We start from the raw sequence: 17,335 nt of genomic DNA on the forward strand, positions 1-17,335 counted from the left end.
ACATGGATGCGAGAATAGGCGCATGCCAGCTAGCACCTCGACCGCCCTTCCCTTCAAGGTCGCCGACCTGTCCCTCGCCGAAGCGGGACGCCACCAGATCCGCCTCGCCGAGAACGAGATGCCCGGGCTGATGGCCCTGCGCGCCGAGTTCGGCGACGCCCAGCCCCTCGCGGGCGCCCGCATCGCCGGCTCGCTGCACATGACCGTGCAGACCGCCGTGCTGATCGAGACGCTGGTCGCGCTCGGCGCACGCGTGCGCTGGGCCAGCTGCAACATCTTCTCCACGCAGGACGAGGCCGCTGCGGCGATCGCCGTCGGCCCGCACGGCACCCCGGAGGCCCCGGCGGGCGTCCCGGTGTTCGCCTGGAAGGGCGAGACGCTCGAAGAGTACTGGTGGTGCACCCAGCAGATCTTCGACTGGTCCGCCGAGGCGGCCGCCGACGGCGCCGACTACCTGGGCCCGAACCTCATCCTCGACGACGGCGGCGACGCCACGCTGCTGGTGCACAAGGGCCGCGAGTTCGAGCTGGCCGGCGCCGTCCCGGACGACGCGGAGGGCGACAGCCACGAGTACCGCGTCATCCTCGCCGCGCTGCGCGCATCCCTCGCCGGCTCGAAGGACCGCTGGACCCGGATCGCCGCCGACATCCTCGGCGTGACGGAGGAGACCACGACCGGCGTCCACCGCCTGTACGAGCTGGCGAAGGCGGGCGAGCTCCTGTTCCCGGCCATCAACGTCAACGACTCGGTCACCAAGAGCAAGTTCGACAACAAGTACGGCATCCGCCACTCCCTCCCGGACGGCCTCAACCGCGCCACCGACGTGCTGATCGGCGGCAAGGTCGCGTTCGTCGCCGGGTACGGCGACGTCGGGAAGGGCGCGGCGGAGGCGCTGCGCGGCCAGGGCGCGCGCGTCATCGTCAGCGAGGTCGACCCGATCAACGCGCTGCAGGCCGCGATGGACGGCTACCAGGTGGCCCGGCTCGAGTCCGTGATCGACCAGGTCGACATCCTGATCACCGGCACCGGCAACCTCAACGTGGTCACCCTCGACCACCTGCTGGGACTCAAGCACCTCGCCATCGTCGCCAACGTCGGCCACTTCGACAACGAGATCGACATGGCGTCGCTCGAGGCGCTGCCGGGCGCGGAGAAGGTCGAGATCAAGCCGCAGGTGCACGAGTGGCGCCTCCCCACCGGCCGCAGCATCCTGGTGCTGTCGGAGGGCCGGCTGATGAACCTCGGCAACGCCACCGGCCACCCGAGCTTCGTCATGAGCAACTCGTTCACCAACCAGGTGCTCGCCCAGCTGGAGCTGTACGTCTCCACCGAGCAGTACCCGGTCGGCGTCTACGTGCTGCCCAAGCACCTGGACGAGAAGGTCGCGCGCCTGCACCTCGACGCCCTGGGCGTCGAACTCACCACGCTGACGGACGAACAGGCCGCCTACATCGGCGTGCCGGTCGACGGGCCGTACAAAGTCGACCACTACCGCTACTGATGGCGCTCGAGTTCGCCGACCGGGAGCTCCCCGGCGGCCTGATCCTGCGGGTGCGCAGCGAACGCGACGCCCCGGCCCTCGCGGCCGCCTACCAGCGCAACCGCGGTCACCTGGCACCGTGGGACCCGACGCGCACCGAGGACTTCTTCACGGAGGACGGCCAGCTGCAGCAGACCCGCGAGCTGCTCGCCCTGCGTTCGATGGACGCGGGTCTGCCGCTGGTGCTGGTCGACGGTGAGGAGATCGCCGGCGGGATGACGCTGAGCGGCATCGTGCGCGGGGCGTTCCAGTCGGCGACGGTCGGCTACTGGCTCGACCGCAATCACACGGGACGCGGGCTCGCCTCCGCGGCGCTGGCCGCCGTCATCGAGGCGTCGCGCGACCAGTACGGGCTGCACCGCATCCAGGCGGCGACACTGCTGGCGAACCACGCCTCGCAGTCCGTGCTGACGCGCGCGGGCTTCGAGCGCATCGGCGTCGCGCCGAAGTACCTGCAGATCGCGGGCCGCTGGCAGGACCACGTGCTGTTCCAGCGCATCCTGCACGACTGAGCGCAGGAGCGCGGGCGCGCGGGCAGGCTCAGGGCAGCTCGGCGAACGCCCGCACCGGGAACGTCCCGAACCCTTCGATCGCCGGCGGCGCGGCGGTGAAGCGCGCGCCGCGCTCCGGCAGCTTCTCGAGGCCCGTCAGGTGCTCCACCACATGGACTCCCGCGGCGAGCAGGATGCTGTGCGCCGGCCGGGTGCCGCCCGACTCGGTGTCGTCGATGTTGAGCGAGTCGATGCCCACCAGGGCGACACCCGCGTCGGCCAGGTGGCGCGCCCCGTCCTCGGTGAGGAACGGCGCGCCGCCGGCATAGGCGGGCGTCCCGAAGTGCGCATCCCATCCGGTGTGCAGGAGCACGGCTGCGCCAGCGGTGCCCACGTCGCGCAGGTCGGCCGCCGTGATGCCGCGCGGACCGCCCGCGGGCACGTGCACCACCTCGGCCGGCAGGCCGACCAGCGTCGTCAGGTCGAGGCCGGCCAGGTCAGGTCCGCCGGGATAGCGGTGGTACGGGCTGTCGAGGTACGTGCCGGTGTTGCCGATCATCGTGATGACGTCCATGGCGAACTCGGTCCCCGGCGCGTAGACCGCCCGGGAGTCCTCACGCGTCAGGTGAGGGGTGATGACCGGAGCGGGGAGTCCTGGGTAGGTGACCAGGCCCGCGCGGATGCGGTGGCTGAGGTCGACGATCTGGCTCACGGGACTCCTCGGGTCAGCGGTCGGGGAAGCCGTGCGGCAGGGCGCTCAGCACGGGGTCGAGGCGCTCCAGCCGCTGCCGCTCGAGCGCCAGGCCCCGGGCGTCGCGCTCGCGGCGCAGCGCGGCGACGGCGACCAGGAAGGTCTCCGCGTCGACCAGCGGGAGCGGGGAGACGTAGGGTGCGGCCTCGCGGGCGAGTTCGGTGCTGAGGCCGTACCGGGCGGCGGGGGTCAGGTCGGGCGCCTGCCGCACGAACTGCGCGATCCGGCGGGAGAGCCGGTCGGGCAGCCGGGCCACGTCGGCCGTGGTCGCCCAGCCGGCCAGATGCGGAGCCAGGTAGAGGGGCAGCGGCTGCGGCTTCGGCACCCGCACGAGCTGGCTGTAGGTGCCGGCCAGCAGGTCGCCGAGACGCTTCGACCGGGTGTTCAGGAGTCCGGTGAGGGCCGCGATGGCGCCGACGGTCATGAAGATCTCGAGCACCCCGACGAGGGCACGGATGAACGCGTGCCGGAACCCGATGGCGCCGCCGTCGTCGCGGACGATCCGCGCGCCCACGGCGAGCTTGCCCAGCGACCGCCCGCGCGACGCGAGCTCGACCGTGGTCGGCAGGATGACCATCCCGAACACCAGGATCAGGACGATCAGCGCCCGGGCGAGCGCCTCGTCCAGGCCGGCTCCGGTGGCGACCAGCAGCATGATGCACCCGAACATGACCAGCAGAGAGAACAGCCAGTCGATGATGGTGCCGGCGGCGCGCAGGATGTAGCTGGCCGGTCTCACGTCGAGGGTCACGGCCTCGCCGGTGACCAGTTCGCGGTCGTCCTGCGACTCGCTCCCCGCCAGGGCCTGCGTCATAGATAGCATCTAAGCAGATGGACCTCGACGCCTACGCCGCAGCGCACAGTGCCGACTGGGAGGAGCTCTCCCGGCTGGCCGCGAAGCGACGCCTCGACGGGCCGGAGGCCGACCGGATGATCGACCTCTACCAGTCCGGCGCCGCCGATCTGTCCGCAATCCAGACCAGTGCCGGCTCCACCGCGGTCGGCGACCGTCTCTCGCTCGCCCTGTCGTCGGCCCGCCTGCGCTTCACCGGTGCGGGCGCCAACCTCTTCTCGCAGCTGCCTCGGTTCTTCGTGCTGCAGCTCCCCGCTGCCCTCTACCGCCTGCGCTGGATCGTGCTGGCGGTCGCCGTCGCCACGGTGGTCGTCGCGACGCTGTACGCGGTGTGGATCACGGGCAATCCGGATGTGCTCCGCAACCTGGGCGACGACGCGGACCTCCGCCGGTACGTCGAGCACGACTTCATCGACTACTACTCCAGCAACCCGGCGTCGTCGTTCGCCGGCCAGGTGTGGACCAACAACGCCTGGATCGCCGCGCAGTGCATCGCCTTCGGGATCACCGGCGTCTACGTGCCCTACGTGCTCCTGCAGAACGCCATCGGCGTCGGAACGGCGGCGGGCGTCATGTTCGCGTATGGCCGCGGCGATGTCCTCTTCTCGTACATCGTGCCGCACGGCCTCCTCGAGCTCACCAGCGTCTTCGTCGCCGCGGCAGCGGGCCTGCGGATCTTCTGGGCGTGGATCGCGCCCGGTGCGCGCACCCGCGGCCAGGCGCTCGCCGAGGACGGGCGCGCCCTGTTCACCGTCGCGGTCGGCTGCGCCATCTCGCTCTTCGTCTCCGGGCTGATCGAGGGCTTCGTGACCCCCTCCGCACTGCCGGTCTGGGCGAAGATCGGGATCGGCGCGCTCGCGCTCGCCGCCTTCCTCGCCTACATGCTGGTGCTCGGCCGCCGCGCGGTCCGCGCCGGTGAGACGGGAGACCTCACCGAGTACGAGGCCGGGGCCCGGCGCATCGTGGGCGCCTGAAACCCTGCCGTCCCGGCAGCGCCTCGCCGCTTCGCTCAGAGCCGCCCGGCGGCCTTCAGGGCCAGATAGCGGTCAGCGAGCGCCGGGGGCAGGTCGGCGGGTGAGCCCGTCACCACGTCACCGCCCTGGCGGCGGACCGCGGCGGACACGCGGCTGAGGTCGAGCAGGGACCGCTCGGCCGCCGCGGCGCGGTAGACGGCCTCGCGGTCGCCCCGGGAGCGCGTGGCCTCCAGCGTGTCCGGGTCGGTCACGCTCGCGACGACGACGATGTGCTTGGCCGTGAGCTGGGGGAGCACCGACAGCAGCCCCCGCGACCCGCCCGGCGACTCGATCGACGTGAGCAGGACCACCAGCGATCGCTGCGTGGTCATGGCGGAGACCTGGGCGGGGACGGCCGACCAGTCCATCTCGATGAGGGCCGGGTCGATGCCGGCCATGACATCCACCATGCGGGACAGCAGCTCAGGTCCGCTCGCGCCCTGCACGCGTCCGCGAACGATGCGGTCGAAGGCGACGAGGTCGACGCGGTCGCCCGCCCGGGTCGCGAGCGCCGCGAGCAGCAGGGCCGACTCGAAGGCCGTGTCGATGCGGGGCTCGTCGGCGACGCGCGCGGCGGACGTGCGAGCGGTGTCGATCACGATCACGACCCGGCGGTCGCGCTCCGGCCGCCACGTCCGGACCATCACCCGCGCGCCGCGTCCGCCCGCCGGATCGTGCCGGCGAGCGGTGGCACGCCAGTCGATCGAGCGGACGTCGTCCCCGCGCACGTACTCGCGCAGCGAGTCGAACTCGGTGCCCTGCCCGCGCAACAGCACCGTGGTGCTGCCCTCGAGCTCCCGCAGCCGTGCCAGACGCGAGGGCAGATGCTTCCGCGCGGTGAAGGGCGGCAGCACGCGGATGCGTCCCGGCGCCTCCAGCGTCGCCTGGCGGGCCCACAGCCGCAGCGGCCCCCACGAGCGGATGGTCGCCGTGCGCACGCGGCGCTCGCCGCGGCGCCACGGGCGCAGGGTGGCGGTCAGGCGGCGGCGCTCCCCGGCGGGGAGGGACACCCGCGCCCGGGTCGTCTGGGCCCCCGCGGAGGGCTCCCAGGCGTCGCGGACCACACCCCGCAACGTGCGCCGGCCGGTGTTCGTCACGTAGAGCTCGGACGTCGCCTCGGCGCCGAGCCGGACCCGCGCCGGCAGGCTGCGCTCGAGGACCACCCGGCGGGGGGATGCGGCCAGAATCAGGTCGAGAACGCCCAGCACGAGGCACAGGACGAGCCAGCCGCCGAGCACCGCGTACGCCACGCCGTCATGGCCGCCGAGCAGCACGACGGGGATGACGCCGAGCGCGAGCAGGGCGACGAAACGTCCGGATACGGTCACGACGGGCGCCTAGATCGGGACCTGGACCTGCTGCACGATCGACCGCAGGATCGCGTCGGCGCCCACGCCCTCCAGCTCCGCCTCCGGGCGCAGCTGCAGGCGGTGGCGCCACACCGGGACGAGCATCGCCTGCACGTGGTCGGGCGTGATCGAGTAGTACCCCGAGAGCCAGGCCCACGCCTTCGCGGCCGCCAAGAGCGCCGTCGTTCCGCGGGGGCTGACCCCCAGGCGCACCGACGGGCTCCGCCGGGTCGCCCGTGCGAGGTCGACGATGTAGGCGAGCACGTCGGCGTTCGCCCCCACCGCCGCGGCCGACTCCCGGGCCGCGGCGAGCTCCGCGGCGCCGAGGACCGGCGTCACGCCGGCCGCCGTCAGATCGCGCGGGTTGAAGCCCGCTGCATGGCGGCGCAGCACTTCCACCTCGGTGTCGCGCTCGGGCACGTCCAGCGTGAGCTTGAGCAGGAACCGGTCCAGCTGCGCCTCCGGCAGCGCGTAGGTCCCCTCGTACTCGATGGGGTTCTGCGTCGCGGCCACGATGAACGGGTCGGGCAGCTTGCGGCTGACGCCGTCGACGCTGACCTGACGCTCCTCCATCGCCTCCAGCAGGGCGGACTGCGTCTTCGGGGGCGTGCGGTTGATCTCATCCGCCAGCAGGATGTTGGTGAACACCGGGCCTTCGCGGAACACGAACCCGCCCGTCTGGGCGTCGTAGACGAGTGAGCCCGTCACATCGCCGGGCATGAGGTCCGGGGTGAACTGGACACGCTTGGTGTCGAGGCTCAGCGCCTGGCTCAGCGAGCGGACCAGCAGCGTCTTGGCGACGCCGGGCACCCCCTCCAGCAGCACGTGGCCGCGGGCGAGCAGCGCGATGATCAGCCCCGTCACGGCGCCCTCCTGGCCCACGACGGCTTTGCCCACCTCGGTGCGGACGCCCGCGAGGGCGGCACGGAGGCGCGACGCGTCGGCGGCTGCGCCGGGCGTGGGCGGGGTGGTGGTTCCGGTCGTGACGTCGGTCATTCATCCATTCTTCCGGTCGGGCCCCGCTGAGGGCTGCGGCGTGACGGCGGCGGCGGTGGCGCGTTCGAGTTCGGCCAGGTCGTCGGAGAGGGAGAGCAGGTCGCGGTCGGTCGCGGGGATGCGGTCGAGCAGCACGTCGGACACGCGCCCGCGTTCGGAGTGGAGGACGGCGGCCACCGCATCCACCACCTCCTGCGTCGTCGCGGTCGACGGCAGGCCGACCAGCGCCGATAGTCGGCCCAGCGTGCCGATGCGCAGCGCGTCGGCGGCGCGCAGGCGTGCCGAGGAGCGCTGGTAGAGCCGGGCGCGGCCCTCGCGCGTCTCGCCGGCCCGCACCACGACCGGGAGGTTCTCGACCACCAGCGGCCCGAACCGGCGGCCGCGCCAGACGGCGGCCGCGAGGAAGACGGCGACCAGCAGGAGGACCACCGGGGTCACCCAGCCCGGGGTGAGCGCCGCGATGTCGGGCGGCCCGGTGACCGGCCGGTCGTCGATCGTCGGCAGGTACCAGACCAGCGTGCGGTGGGATCCCAGCAGGTTGAGGGCGAGGGCGGCGTTGCCCAGCCGGTCGACGCCTTCGTTCGTCAGCACCGCCGACGAGCCGAGCAGGTACACCGTGGAGTCGTCGAACGTGGTGCGGACGAGCGAGGCCCGGCCGTTCCCGTCGGTGAAGCAGGCGACCCCGTCGCCCGTCACCCGGAAGGTGCCCGGGAGTCCGGCGTCCTCGGTGTTCGGGGTCGGACGCGGGTCGATCCGCCCGGCGCGCTCCGCCGCCCGGACCCCGCACCCCGCCGACACCGGAGCCCGCGGCTCGCCGCCGGCACTCACACCGGGCGCGAGCGTCTGCAGGGCCTGGAAGACGGGTTCGACCACCACGAGCGTCCGTCCATCGCCGGCCAGCCCGCGGTACCCGGCGGCCGGGAGGTAGCCGTTGGGATCGGAGACGAGCACCGTCGCGTCGTCGCCGGCGGCCTCGCGCGCCTCGCTCAGAGAGCTCACCGCCCGGACGGTCACCCCCTGGCCGCGCAGCACCTGGGCCACCGCCTTCGCTCCTGCCGGAGCGGGGTTCGACGCGTCGAGGGGCGTGCCCGCACCCGCGCGTCCACCGCTGAGCAGCAGCCCGAACACGGCGATGAGGACCGCGATGACCGCGAGCACGATCCACGGGACGGCGCGGCGTGCCGTCGTCCGCACCGTGGGGGAGACGGCGCGCGCCTCGGCCGGGACCGCGCCCGGGGTCGCGGACGCGTCCGGCGCGCCCGGGGCCGCGGCCCGTTCGCGCTCGGGAGCCGGGGCGCTCATGCGGTCACCGCCGGGAGCGCGACGCGCGCCCCCTGCAGGCGCTGATCGAGGGCGACGAGCTGCTGGTACGCGGACTCCGTCCCCGGTCGATCGAGGTACCGCACCTCGTCGAACGAACGCGCCGCCTGGCGCAGCGCGTCGCGCTCCGCGGGCACGGCGTCGGCGGCGCGCTGCGAGAACTCGGTGGCCGTCGTCCCCGGCGACACGAGGACGAGCGTCCGCTCGTCGAGCCCCGCCGCGATCGCGCGGAACTGCTCCTCGACAGCGGTCACCCAGTCCCCGGAGCGGGCGGCACGCTCCGCGGAGGCGCGCAGCTCGGCCGCGCTGCGGATCGCGTCCGAACCGAACAGCGCGCGTCGCTCGAGGGACGACCGCCGGTTGATGCGCGGACGTCCGAACACCAGGAATGCGGTCACGATGAGGCCGGCCACGATGAGCACGACGACCAGCAGCAGCACCGGACCGGCGTCGCCGCCCGGGCCCTGGAAGAGCGAGGCCAGCCAATCCTGGACCGCTTTGGACGCCAGGTCGAACCACGTCGGCTTCGCAGCCTGGTACTCCGGGCGCGCCAGTTCGTCGCGCAGCCATTCCTGCGCTTCCGGTGAGCTCGGGTCAACCGGGACGTCGACGTGGATCACGGTCAGCCAGCAGGCCACCCGGCCGCGGCCGGCGGCTGCGGCGGCTGGGCCCGCTCCGCCGGCGGAAGATACGGATCGGGGAGGTCCTGGCCGGTCTGCCGGCCCTCCACGAAGCGGACGAGTTCGAGATCGAGCCCTTCCTTCCGCATCCGGAGATCGAGGTACAAGAGCGAGACCGCCGCGGTCTGGATGACGCTGCCGATCGCGCCGACGACGGCGGTCACGATGCTCGCGAGGACGTTGACGCCGAGCTGCGTGACGATCAGCTGGGTCATCGAGCTCGCCGAGTCGCCCGCCGAGGCAGCGGTGGGGGCGAACACGCCTCCGATCAGGCCGCCGAGCAGGCCGAACGGGATGCTGATCGTCTGGGTGATCGCGTAGACGATCAGCCAGACCAGCGCGATGATGCCGAACGTGCGCCAGAAGTAGCCGTTCGTCAGGCTCCACGAGCGGGCGACCGCGGAACGCATCGGCAGCCGCTCCAGCACGATCGCGCTCGGCACCATGGCGAGCTTCGTGTTGATCCAGACGGCCAGCGGGATGAGCCCGAGCCCACCGATAAGACCGACCGCGATGGCGCCGATCGTCCCGGCCACGCCGCCGATGCTCGCCAGCGCGACCACGATCGCGATGACGAGGGCGATCACCACGATCCAGGCGAGCGCGAACAGCAGCGTGAAGCCGATGAGGGCGCCGAAACGGCCGCGCACCAGACGCCAGAGGGCTCCGAACGTGAGCTTCTCGCCGAGCGTCTCGCGGGCGACCTCGGCCACGATCACGCCCTGGAGGAGTGCGCCGAAGACGGTGGTGATGACCAGCGACAGCACGCCCAGCACGATGGTCCCGCCGATCAGGCCGGCCTGGAGCGCCGGCTTGTCCTGCGCGTCGGCGGAGAGGGCGCGGCTGACGAGCAGCGCGATGCCGCCGGCGATGAGGACGCTGACCAGGATGGCGGGGATGCCCTGGAGGATCAGCGCGGCGCCGACCGTGATGCGCGGGTTGCGCCGCAACGCCTGGAACGGGGCGGCCAGCAGCGGTCCGAGCGTCAGCGGCCGTAGCGGGATGAGACCGGGCTTGGGCGGCGGCGTCCAGCCGGGCTGGCCTCCCGCCGGTGCGTACTGCTGGCCGTACGGCGGCTGCTGCCAGCCGTACTGCGGGGGCTGCTGTCCGTACTGGGGAGCCTGCTGCCCGTATTGCGGAGGCTGCTGACCGTACTGCGGCGGCTGCTGCCCGTACTGCGGGGGCTGTGCGCCCTGCGCGCCGTCCGCCCCCGGCGTCCCGCCGCCCTGCGACCCCGGCGCCTGCCAGTCCTGTTCGTCGGTCACGCCGTGCCCTTCCGTTCCCCCGCGTCGAAGCTGTGGTCCCATGCTGGCACATCGGCCCGCCGCGCGATGTCCCGTCCACAGGGCACGTGATGCTTTCATACAAGCCGGTAGCAGCCTGCTCCATTACGCTGGTCATGTTGTCCGCGGCCGTGGCCGCTCGAGGAGGGTTCGGGGAACATCCGACATGACTAGTCGCATCCTGGTTGTCGACGACGACACCGCGCTTGCGGAGATGATCGGCATCGTGCTGCGCACGGAGGGTTTCGACCCGGTCTTCTGCGAAGACGGCGCGCTGGCCCTCGACACGTTCCGCACCGCGAAGCCGGACCTCGTGCTGCTCGACCTCATGCTCCCCGGCCTCGACGGCATCGAGGTGTGCGGCCGCATCCGTGCCGAGTCGGGCACCCCGATCATCATGCTCACCGCCAAGTCCGACACGGCGGACGTGGTGAAGGGTCTCGAGTCGGGCGCCGACGACTACATGGTCAAGCCGTTCAACCCCAAGGAGCTCGTCGCCCGCATCCGCACTCGGCTGCGCCCCGCGCCCGCCGCACCGCCCGCGGACGAGCTGACCGTCGGCGACCTGGTCGTCGACGTCTCGGGTCACGAAGTGCGCCGCGGCGACGAGCGGATCGCGCTCACCCCGCTGGAGTTCGACCTCCTGCTCGCCCTCGCATCCAAGCCGCAGCAGGTGTTCACCCGCGAGATGCTGCTCGAGCAGGTCTGGGGCTACCACTACAAGGCGGACACCCGGCTGGTGAACGTCCACGTCCAGCGGCTGCGCGCCAAGGTGGAGCAGGACCCGGACAACCCGAAGATCGTCATGACCGTGCGCGGGGTCGGCTACCGCGCCGGCGCGGCCGCCTAGCTGCGGAGGGTCGGATGCGCTTCCGGTGGCCCACGCGGGACGTGTGGCGGCAGGCGCCGTCCCGTCTCGTGCGCCTGTGGCGCGGGTCCCTGCAGCTGCGCACCGTGACGATCACGCTGCTGCTCACCGGCGCCGCCATCCTCGTCACGGGCATCTACATGGCCCTCAGCATCAGCAACGACCTCTACCAGTCGCGGCTCGACCAGGCGCTCCGCGACTCCAGCCGCGCGACGACCACGGCGCAGTCGACCCTGAACGCGTCCGACGTGTCCTCCGGCGACGGCGGCAAGAACCTGCTCAACACCGTGCTGCAGAGCGTGCAGGCGTCGACGTCGAGCCGGCTGGTGGCCGCCTACCGGGTGCCCGGGCAGGACACCGGCGTGCTCGCTCCGCCCGACCGGGGGAGCCCGGCCATGAACTCGGTGATCTCGCCGGAGCTCCGCGCGAAGGTGCAGAACGGCGGGACCAAGCAGTACTACCAGTCGGTCGCCCTCCCGGCCGGGACCGGCGACACCGATCCCGGGATCGTCGTCGGCTCGCAGCTGACCCTCCCGTCGTACGGGAAGTACGAGCTCTACATCGGCTACAACCTGCGCGACTCCGAGAACACGCTGCTCTTCGTTCAGAACACGCTCCTGCTCGCCGGGCTCGCGCTCATCCTGCTGATCGGCGCCATCACCTGGGTCATCGTGCGGTTCGTGGTCGAGCCCATCCGGGTCGCCGCGCGCACCAGCGAGAGGCTGGCCGCCGGCGATCTGGCGGTACGCATCCCGGAACGCGGCGAGGACGTGTTCGCGACGCTGGCGCGCTCGTTCAACGGGATGGCCGACAGCCTGCAGAGCCAGATCAACCAGCTCGGCACGCTGTCGCAGCTGCAGCAGCGGTTCGTGTCGGATGTGTCGCACGAGCTCCGCACGCCGCTCACCACGATCCGGCTCGCCGGCGACGTGATCTACGACCAGCGGGAGGGCTTCGCCCCCGCGACGGCGCGCACCGCGGAGCTGCTCCACACCCAGATCGAGCGGTTCGACCGCCTCCTCTCCGACCTCCTCGAGATCAGCCGGTACGACGCCGGGTCCGTCGTGCTCGACGCCGAGCCCACGAACCTCGTGCGCCTGGCCGAGGACTGCGTCGACGAGCTGCGCACCCTCTCCGAGCAGAACGGCTCCGAGCTGACTCTGGATGCGCCGGGCGGCTACTTCGACGTGCCCATGGACCCGAGGCGCATCCGCCGGGTCGTCCGCAACCTGATCGGGAACGCGATCGAGCACGGTGAGGGACGTCCGGTCGTCGTGACGGTCGACAGCAACGAGAGCGCTGTGGCGCTGACCGTGCGCGACTACGGGATCGGCATGAGCGCGGAGGACATGGCGCACGTCTTCGACCGCTTCTGGCGCGCGGACCCGTCCCGCAAGCGCACCCTCGGCGGCACGGGCCTCGGTCTCGCCATCTCGCTCGAGGATGCGACCCTGCACTCCGGCTGGCTGCAGGTGTGGTCGGCGCCCGGCGCCGGTTCCTGCTTCCGCCTGACCCTTCCGCGGGTGCCGGGCCGGGAGATCACCGGCTCCCCGCTTCCGCTGCCGCCGGTCGACGCCGGCGCGACGATGCCGCAGGCGGCCGGGACCGGAAGCGAGGCGCACGCATGAACAGGAGAGGGATGCGCGGCGGCCGCTCGCTCGTCGCAGCGCTCGGGGCGCTGGTGCTGGTCGCGCTCGCCGCGTGCGCGAGCATCCCGGACTCCGGGCCCGTGCGGCAGGGCGGCCCGGTCGCCCAGGTCAACGACCCGCTCGACCTCGACTTCAACCCCTCGCCACCGGAGACGGGGGCGAGCCCGCAGCGGATCGTGCAGGGCTTCATCGACGCCGCCTCCAGCCCGAAGAACAACTTCCAGATCGCGCGGGAGTACCTCACCCACTCGATGGCGGCCAGGTGGAATCCGGACGAGTCCGTCACCGTCGACGACGGCCGGAACCGCAGCTACGAGGATCAGGGATCGCTGTGGCGGGTTGAGGTCACGCCGGTCGCCAACGTGGACGCCATCGGCACCTACCACCCGGTCGCGAGCAGCGCGCCCGTCGGCCTCAACTATCAGCTGCTCAAGGAGAACGGGGAGTGGCGCATCTCCGTCGCCCCGGACGGCGTGGTGATCGACGAGCCGACCTTCCGTGCCGTGTACGCGCAGCAGACGCTCTACTTCTACAGTTCGGGCTACACCTATCTCGTGCCGGATGCGCGTTGGTTCCCGGCGCGCGTGGCCTCCGCGGCCACCCGTGTCGCCAGCTCGCTGCTCGCCGGGCCCGCACCGTGGCTGAGCGGCGCGGTCTCGACGTCGTTCCCCAAGGGGACGCAACTCGCGGTGCCGTCGGTGACCACGGTCGGCGGTGTGGCGCGGGTCGACCTCAGCTCCGAGGCGGGACAGGCGGACCCGGCCCAGCTGCAGCGGATGCAGTACCAGCTCGAGCAGTCGCTCGGCACCCTCGCGCAGAGCGTCCAGCTCTCGATCGAGGGCAACGTGCAGCAGGTGCCCTCGCTGAGCGCGGCGGCCGCGCCGGTCCGGAACCCCTCGGTCGACGCGCACGCCTACGTCGTGCACGGCGACGCGTTCGGTCCGCTCAACGGCGACACGGTGACGGGCCTCAGCGGCCTGAGCGAGAAGGTCGCGGCCCTGCGTCCCACCGCGGTCACCCTCAGCGCGTCACACGACCAGGCGGCGGTGCTCTCGGCGACCGGCGTGTTCTCGGTGCGCAAGACGGGCGACCCGGTCCGGGTGGATGCGCGGCCCGGCCTGATCGGCCCGTCACTCGACACGGACGGCTGGGTCTGGTCCGTTCCCGGGTCGTCGCCCAACGCCATCCAGGTGGCGGCCCCCAACGGCGGGGACGCCCACGCCGTGGCCGCGAGCTGGCCCAATGCCTCGTCCATCCTGTCGCTCGCGGTCTCCCGCGACGGGACGCGGATCGCCGCACTGGTCCGCACTCCCACCGGGTACTCGCTGATGGCGGCGGGCATCCTGCGAGGGAACGGCGGGTCGCCGGCCTCGCTGACCGTGCCGGTGGAGCTGGCGGCGTTCGTGGACGGCGTGCAGTCCGCGGCGTGGACGAGCGATCTGACGATCGCCGTCCTCAGCACCACGACGGGGCAGGCGACGAGTATCGCGCAGCAGACGGTCGGCGGCGAGCAGACGACGACCTCCGGTCCCGCGAGCGGGCGCACCATCGTCGGCGCCGCCGGCCTCGCGCCCTACGTCGTGCTGAGCGCCGACGGCACCCTGCTGGCGCCGACCGGGAACGGATGGCAGGCGCAGCTCGACAAGGTCGGCGCACTGGCGGTGCAGCAGGGGCAGCCCTGAGCCCTCCACACCCCGCGGCCGCGAGCAGTTCTGCACAGATCCGCTCGACGCGCCCCGGCGGCGGGCCCGCGCCGCGAAGCTCGAAGCATGACAGCACACACCCTGGTCCGTGAGTCCCTCCTCGACGCCGCAGCGATCCTGCTGCCGGTGCGCTGCGCGGGATGCGGCAGACCCGACCGCACGCTCTGCGACGAGTGCGAGGAGGCGCTCCGCCCGGCTGCGCACGTCCAGCTCGTCGACGGCATCCGCGTCTGGTCGGCCCTGCGCTACGACGGCGTCGCTCGCCGCGTCCTGCTCGCCTACAAGGACGGCGGCCGGACGGACGCCGCCCGTGCACTGGCGCGGGCGCTGCGCTGTGCGATCGCCGCCGCTCAGCGGGACGCCGAGCCGGGCAATGGCGACGCCGCGCTGCTCCCTGTCCTCATCCCCTCGACACGTGCGGCCTGGCGACGGCGCGGGTATCACCCGACCCGTGCCGTGCTCGCCCGGGCGCACGTCCTCGTCCCTCCGCTGTGGGGAGCCCTGCGGCTTTCCCGGCAGACGGCCGACCAGGCCGAGCTCACGGCGGGGGAGCGCGCGGCGAACCGCGCGGGCAGCTTCGTCGCGTCGCCGCGACTCTCGGGCCGGGACTGCCTGATCGTGGACGACATTGTCACCTCCGGCGCGACCATCGCCGAGGCCGCCCGCGCGATCCGCGCCGCAGGCGGTCGTGTGTCGGCCGCTGCGGCGATCGCCCGCACGCCGCTCCGCAATCCGGGACAGGCTCAGGGAGCACTCAGCGGACGCACCGGGAATGCCGCATGTTTTCCGGTTTCGCATCGGGGGGATGCGCACTACGGTGGTCCAAAAGGTGCGAGCGATCCGCCCTGACTCCGCCGGGCGGTCATCGCGCCGGATCAGGGAGGTCTCCATGGACATCAACATCATCGGACGCAACCTGGGCATCACTGATCGCTTCCGGGAGTACGCCACCGAGAAATCGGAGAAGGTCGCACACCTGGCCGAACGGGCCATCTCGTTCGAGATCAAGGTCAGCCGCCACAACGAGAAGCTGGGAAGCTCGAACGGCGACGACCGTGTCGAGCTGACCCTCGTGGGGCCGAAGGCCACGGTGAGATCCGAGGCGACGGGGCAGGACAAGTACGCCGCCTTCGATATCGCCCTCGGCAAGCTCCTGGAGCGGGTGCGCAGGGCGAAGGACCGCCGCAAGGTGCATCGCGGCCAGCACAGACCGACCTCGCTGCGCGAGGCGAGTACCGACGGCTTCAGCGCGGTCGGCCTCTCGGCCGCCCCGGTCGCCGTGCTCGACCAGGTCCGCACCGGCTCGACGCCGGTGGTGTCCGATGAGACGGAGGAGACTCCGGAGGCGGAGGAGGCGTACAGCCCCGTCGTGATCCGGAAGAAGGTCTTCGCCTCCCTTCCGATGACCGTGGATGACGCGCTCTACTACATGGAGCTCGTCGGTCACGACTTCTACCTGTTCGTCGACCAGGAGACCCAGCGTCCCAGCGTCGTGTACCGCCGCAAAGGCTGGGACTACGGCGTGATCTCCCTCGACGACTCCGCCGACGAGCTGCAGGAGGTGGCGACCGCCGCGCGCAAGCTCGGCTGACCGGTCCCACCCGGCCGCCACGCGGCCGGCGAGCACGGACGCCGATGGCGACCGCCCGGGCGGCGGTCGCCATCGGGCCGTCCGGGGAGGCGCGCCCTCAGAGTCCGAGCGCCCTCAGAGTCCGAGCGCCGTCGAGAGCACTCTCGCGGCGTCGGCGATGAGGGCGTCGTCATAGGCGGCGTCCTTCGACGCCTTCCGGGAGAGCACCACCATCACCACTGGGGAGCGGCCCGGGGCGGTGAGTACGGCGACGTCGTTGCGCGTCCCGAAGGAGGCGGCGCCCGACTTGTCGGAGACGGTCCATCCGGTCGGCGCTCCGGCACGGATGAGCGGATCGCCGGTCGCGTTCCCGGTCAGGTCGTCGACCAGGAGCTCCCGCTTCTCCGGAGGCAGCGCGTCTCCCAGGGCGTACGCCCGCAGGTCCGCCGCCAGGGCTCGCGGGGTGCTGGTGTCCCGCACGTCGCCCGGCGCCGCCTCGTTGAGGTCGGGCTCGGTGCGGTCGACCTCGGTCGTCTCGTCGCCCAGCTCCCGCAGCGCCTTCTCCAGCTCGGAGGGCCCGCCCAGCTGCCGGAACAGCAGGTTGGCGGCGGTGTTGTCGCTCTGCCGGAGCGCGGCCTCGACGACCGCCCGCACGGTCATCCCGCTCGCCACCGCCGTCTCCGTCACCGGGGAGTACGGGACGAGATCGTCGCTCGAGAAGCGCACCGTCGCATCCAGCTGCTCATCGCTGATGCGTGCGAGCAGAGCGCCGGCGAGCAGCGCCTTGGACGTGGACGCGTAGGCGAAGCGCTCGTCCGCCCGGTAAGCGACGGAACGTCCGGTCCCGGTGTCCAGCGCGTAGGCGCCGAGCGTCGCCCGGTACTGCGACTCGAGGTCGGCCAGCGCCCGTTGGGCCGCCCGTGAGCGCAGCTCTTCGGTCGTCCGCGCCGGGTGGGGCGCGGCCGACGGCGACGTCGGTGCCGCATCCTGCGCCGAGCAGCCGGTGAGCACGGCGGCGGCCGCGATGGTGAGGGCGGCGACGGAGCGGATGCGGCCACGGAGCATGACGAGGTCCTTTCGGAGGGAGGCGGTCCCCACGGGGCGCAGAGCCATTGTCGCCGCCCGCATCCGCCCGCCTTCCAGGACTGACCGCTTTCGCCCAGAGTCCTTTCAGGCTCGGCAGGCCGAACGTCAGGGCTGAACAAGTAGCATGTGTCTAGCGTCGGCGGAGTCTGCCGTCCGCGCGCGTCCGTCGGGGCGCCGGGCCAT

The 17,335-nt window shown here is 72.4% G+C and carries 16 protein-coding genes; 8 read left to right on the forward strand and 8 right to left on the reverse strand.

Features of this window, described 5'->3' with window-relative positions:
- The first annotated feature begins 22 nt into the window (after window positions 1-22).
- Both ahcY and J2W45_RS18155 read left to right on the forward strand, forming a co-directional pair.
- Window positions 23-1,501, forward strand: coding sequence for an adenosylhomocysteinase (gene ahcY / locus J2W45_RS18150; protein WP_310134712.1), 1,479 nt, complete (start codon window positions 23-25; stop codon window positions 1,499-1,501).
- Entirely contained in the window at window positions 1,501-2,052 is a 552-nt protein-coding gene (locus J2W45_RS18155) for a GNAT family N-acetyltransferase (RefSeq protein WP_310134716.1), read from the forward strand. The genes ahcY and J2W45_RS18155 overlap by 1 nt, the downstream gene beginning before the upstream one ends.
- 28 nt (window positions 2,053-2,080) lie before the next feature.
- Here J2W45_RS18155 and J2W45_RS18160 read toward each other — a convergent pair whose 3' ends face one another.
- Window positions 2,081-2,743, reverse strand: a complete 663-nt coding sequence (locus J2W45_RS18160; RefSeq protein ID WP_310134719.1) for a cyclase family protein — start codon at window positions 2,741-2,743, stop codon at window positions 2,081-2,083.
- Between the two features lie 13 nt (window positions 2,744-2,756).
- A complete protein-coding gene (locus J2W45_RS18165) occupies window positions 2,757-3,596 on the reverse strand; it encodes an RDD family protein (RefSeq protein WP_310134721.1) in 840 nt (279 codons plus the stop codon).
- 17 nt (window positions 3,597-3,613) lie between these two features.
- On the opposite strand from J2W45_RS18165, the gene J2W45_RS18170 reads away from it, so the two are divergent.
- Entirely contained in the window at window positions 3,614-4,609 is a 996-nt protein-coding gene (locus J2W45_RS18170; protein ID WP_310134723.1) for a stage II sporulation protein M, read from the forward strand.
- Window positions 4,610-4,644: 35 nt separating this feature from the next.
- Here J2W45_RS18170 and J2W45_RS18175 read toward each other — a convergent pair whose 3' ends face one another.
- The 5 genes from J2W45_RS18175 to J2W45_RS18195 are packed head-to-tail and all read right to left on the reverse strand — an operon-like array spanning window position 4,645 to window position 10,258.
- Entirely contained in the window at window positions 4,645-5,976 is a 1,332-nt protein-coding gene (locus J2W45_RS18175; protein WP_310134726.1) for a DUF58 domain-containing protein, read from the reverse strand.
- 9 nt (window positions 5,977-5,985) lie between these two features.
- Window positions 5,986-6,993: an AAA family ATPase gene (locus J2W45_RS18180; protein ID WP_310134728.1), complete on the reverse strand. Its 1,008-nt coding sequence runs from the start codon at window positions 6,991-6,993 to the stop codon at window positions 5,986-5,988.
- Window positions 6,994-8,295 (reverse strand): DUF4350 domain-containing protein, encoded by a 1,302-nt coding sequence (locus tag J2W45_RS18185; protein WP_310134730.1) that lies wholly within the window; start codon window positions 8,293-8,295, stop codon window positions 6,994-6,996.
- A complete protein-coding gene (locus J2W45_RS18190; RefSeq protein WP_310134735.1) occupies window positions 8,292-8,933 on the reverse strand; it encodes a DUF4129 domain-containing protein in 642 nt (213 codons plus the stop codon). Before J2W45_RS18190 ends, J2W45_RS18185 begins: the two co-directional genes overlap by 4 nt.
- 2 nt (window positions 8,934-8,935) lie before the next feature.
- Complete coding sequence (locus J2W45_RS18195; protein ID WP_310134738.1) at window positions 8,936-10,258, reverse strand: hypothetical protein; 1,323 nt, start codon at window positions 10,256-10,258, stop codon at window positions 8,936-8,938.
- Window positions 10,259-10,442: 184 nt separating this feature from the next.
- On the opposite strand from J2W45_RS18195, the gene mtrA reads away from it, so the two are divergent.
- From mtrA to hpf, 5 genes are all read left to right on the forward strand, one after another.
- Window positions 10,443-11,126: an MtrAB system response regulator MtrA gene (mtrA, locus tag J2W45_RS18200; RefSeq protein ID WP_310134744.1), complete on the forward strand. Its 684-nt coding sequence runs from the start codon at window positions 10,443-10,445 to the stop codon at window positions 11,124-11,126.
- Window positions 11,127-11,140: 14 nt separating this feature from the next.
- Window positions 11,141-12,772, forward strand: a complete 1,632-nt coding sequence (gene mtrB / locus J2W45_RS18205) for an MtrAB system histidine kinase MtrB (RefSeq protein ID WP_310134747.1) — start codon at window positions 11,141-11,143, stop codon at window positions 12,770-12,772.
- Window positions 12,769-14,475, forward strand: coding sequence for an LpqB family beta-propeller domain-containing protein (locus J2W45_RS18210; RefSeq protein WP_310134751.1), 1,707 nt, complete (start codon window positions 12,769-12,771; stop codon window positions 14,473-14,475). The genes mtrB and J2W45_RS18210 overlap by 4 nt, the downstream gene beginning before the upstream one ends.
- Window positions 14,476-14,562: 87 nt before the next feature.
- Window positions 14,563-15,345: a ComF family protein gene (locus J2W45_RS18215; protein ID WP_310134753.1), complete on the forward strand. Its 783-nt coding sequence runs from the start codon at window positions 14,563-14,565 to the stop codon at window positions 15,343-15,345.
- 40 nt (window positions 15,346-15,385) lie between these two features.
- The gene (gene hpf / locus J2W45_RS18220) at window positions 15,386-16,087 is read left to right on the forward strand and encodes a ribosome hibernation-promoting factor, HPF/YfiA family (protein WP_310134756.1); all 702 of its coding nucleotides are present in this window, start codon (window positions 15,386-15,388) and stop codon (window positions 16,085-16,087) included.
- A gap of 114 nt (window positions 16,088-16,201) precedes the next feature.
- Here the strand turns inward: hpf and bla are convergent, their stop codons facing one another.
- Window positions 16,202-17,131, reverse strand: coding sequence for a class A beta-lactamase (gene bla, locus J2W45_RS18225; protein ID WP_310134758.1), 930 nt, complete (start codon window positions 17,129-17,131; stop codon window positions 16,202-16,204).
- Window positions 17,132-17,335: the final 204 nt, after the last annotated feature.

Origin of the sequence: Leifsonia shinshuensis, assembly GCF_031456835.1 — a bacterium.
Lineage (GTDB): Bacteria > Actinomycetota > Actinomycetes > Actinomycetales > Microbacteriaceae > Leifsonia > Leifsonia shinshuensis_C.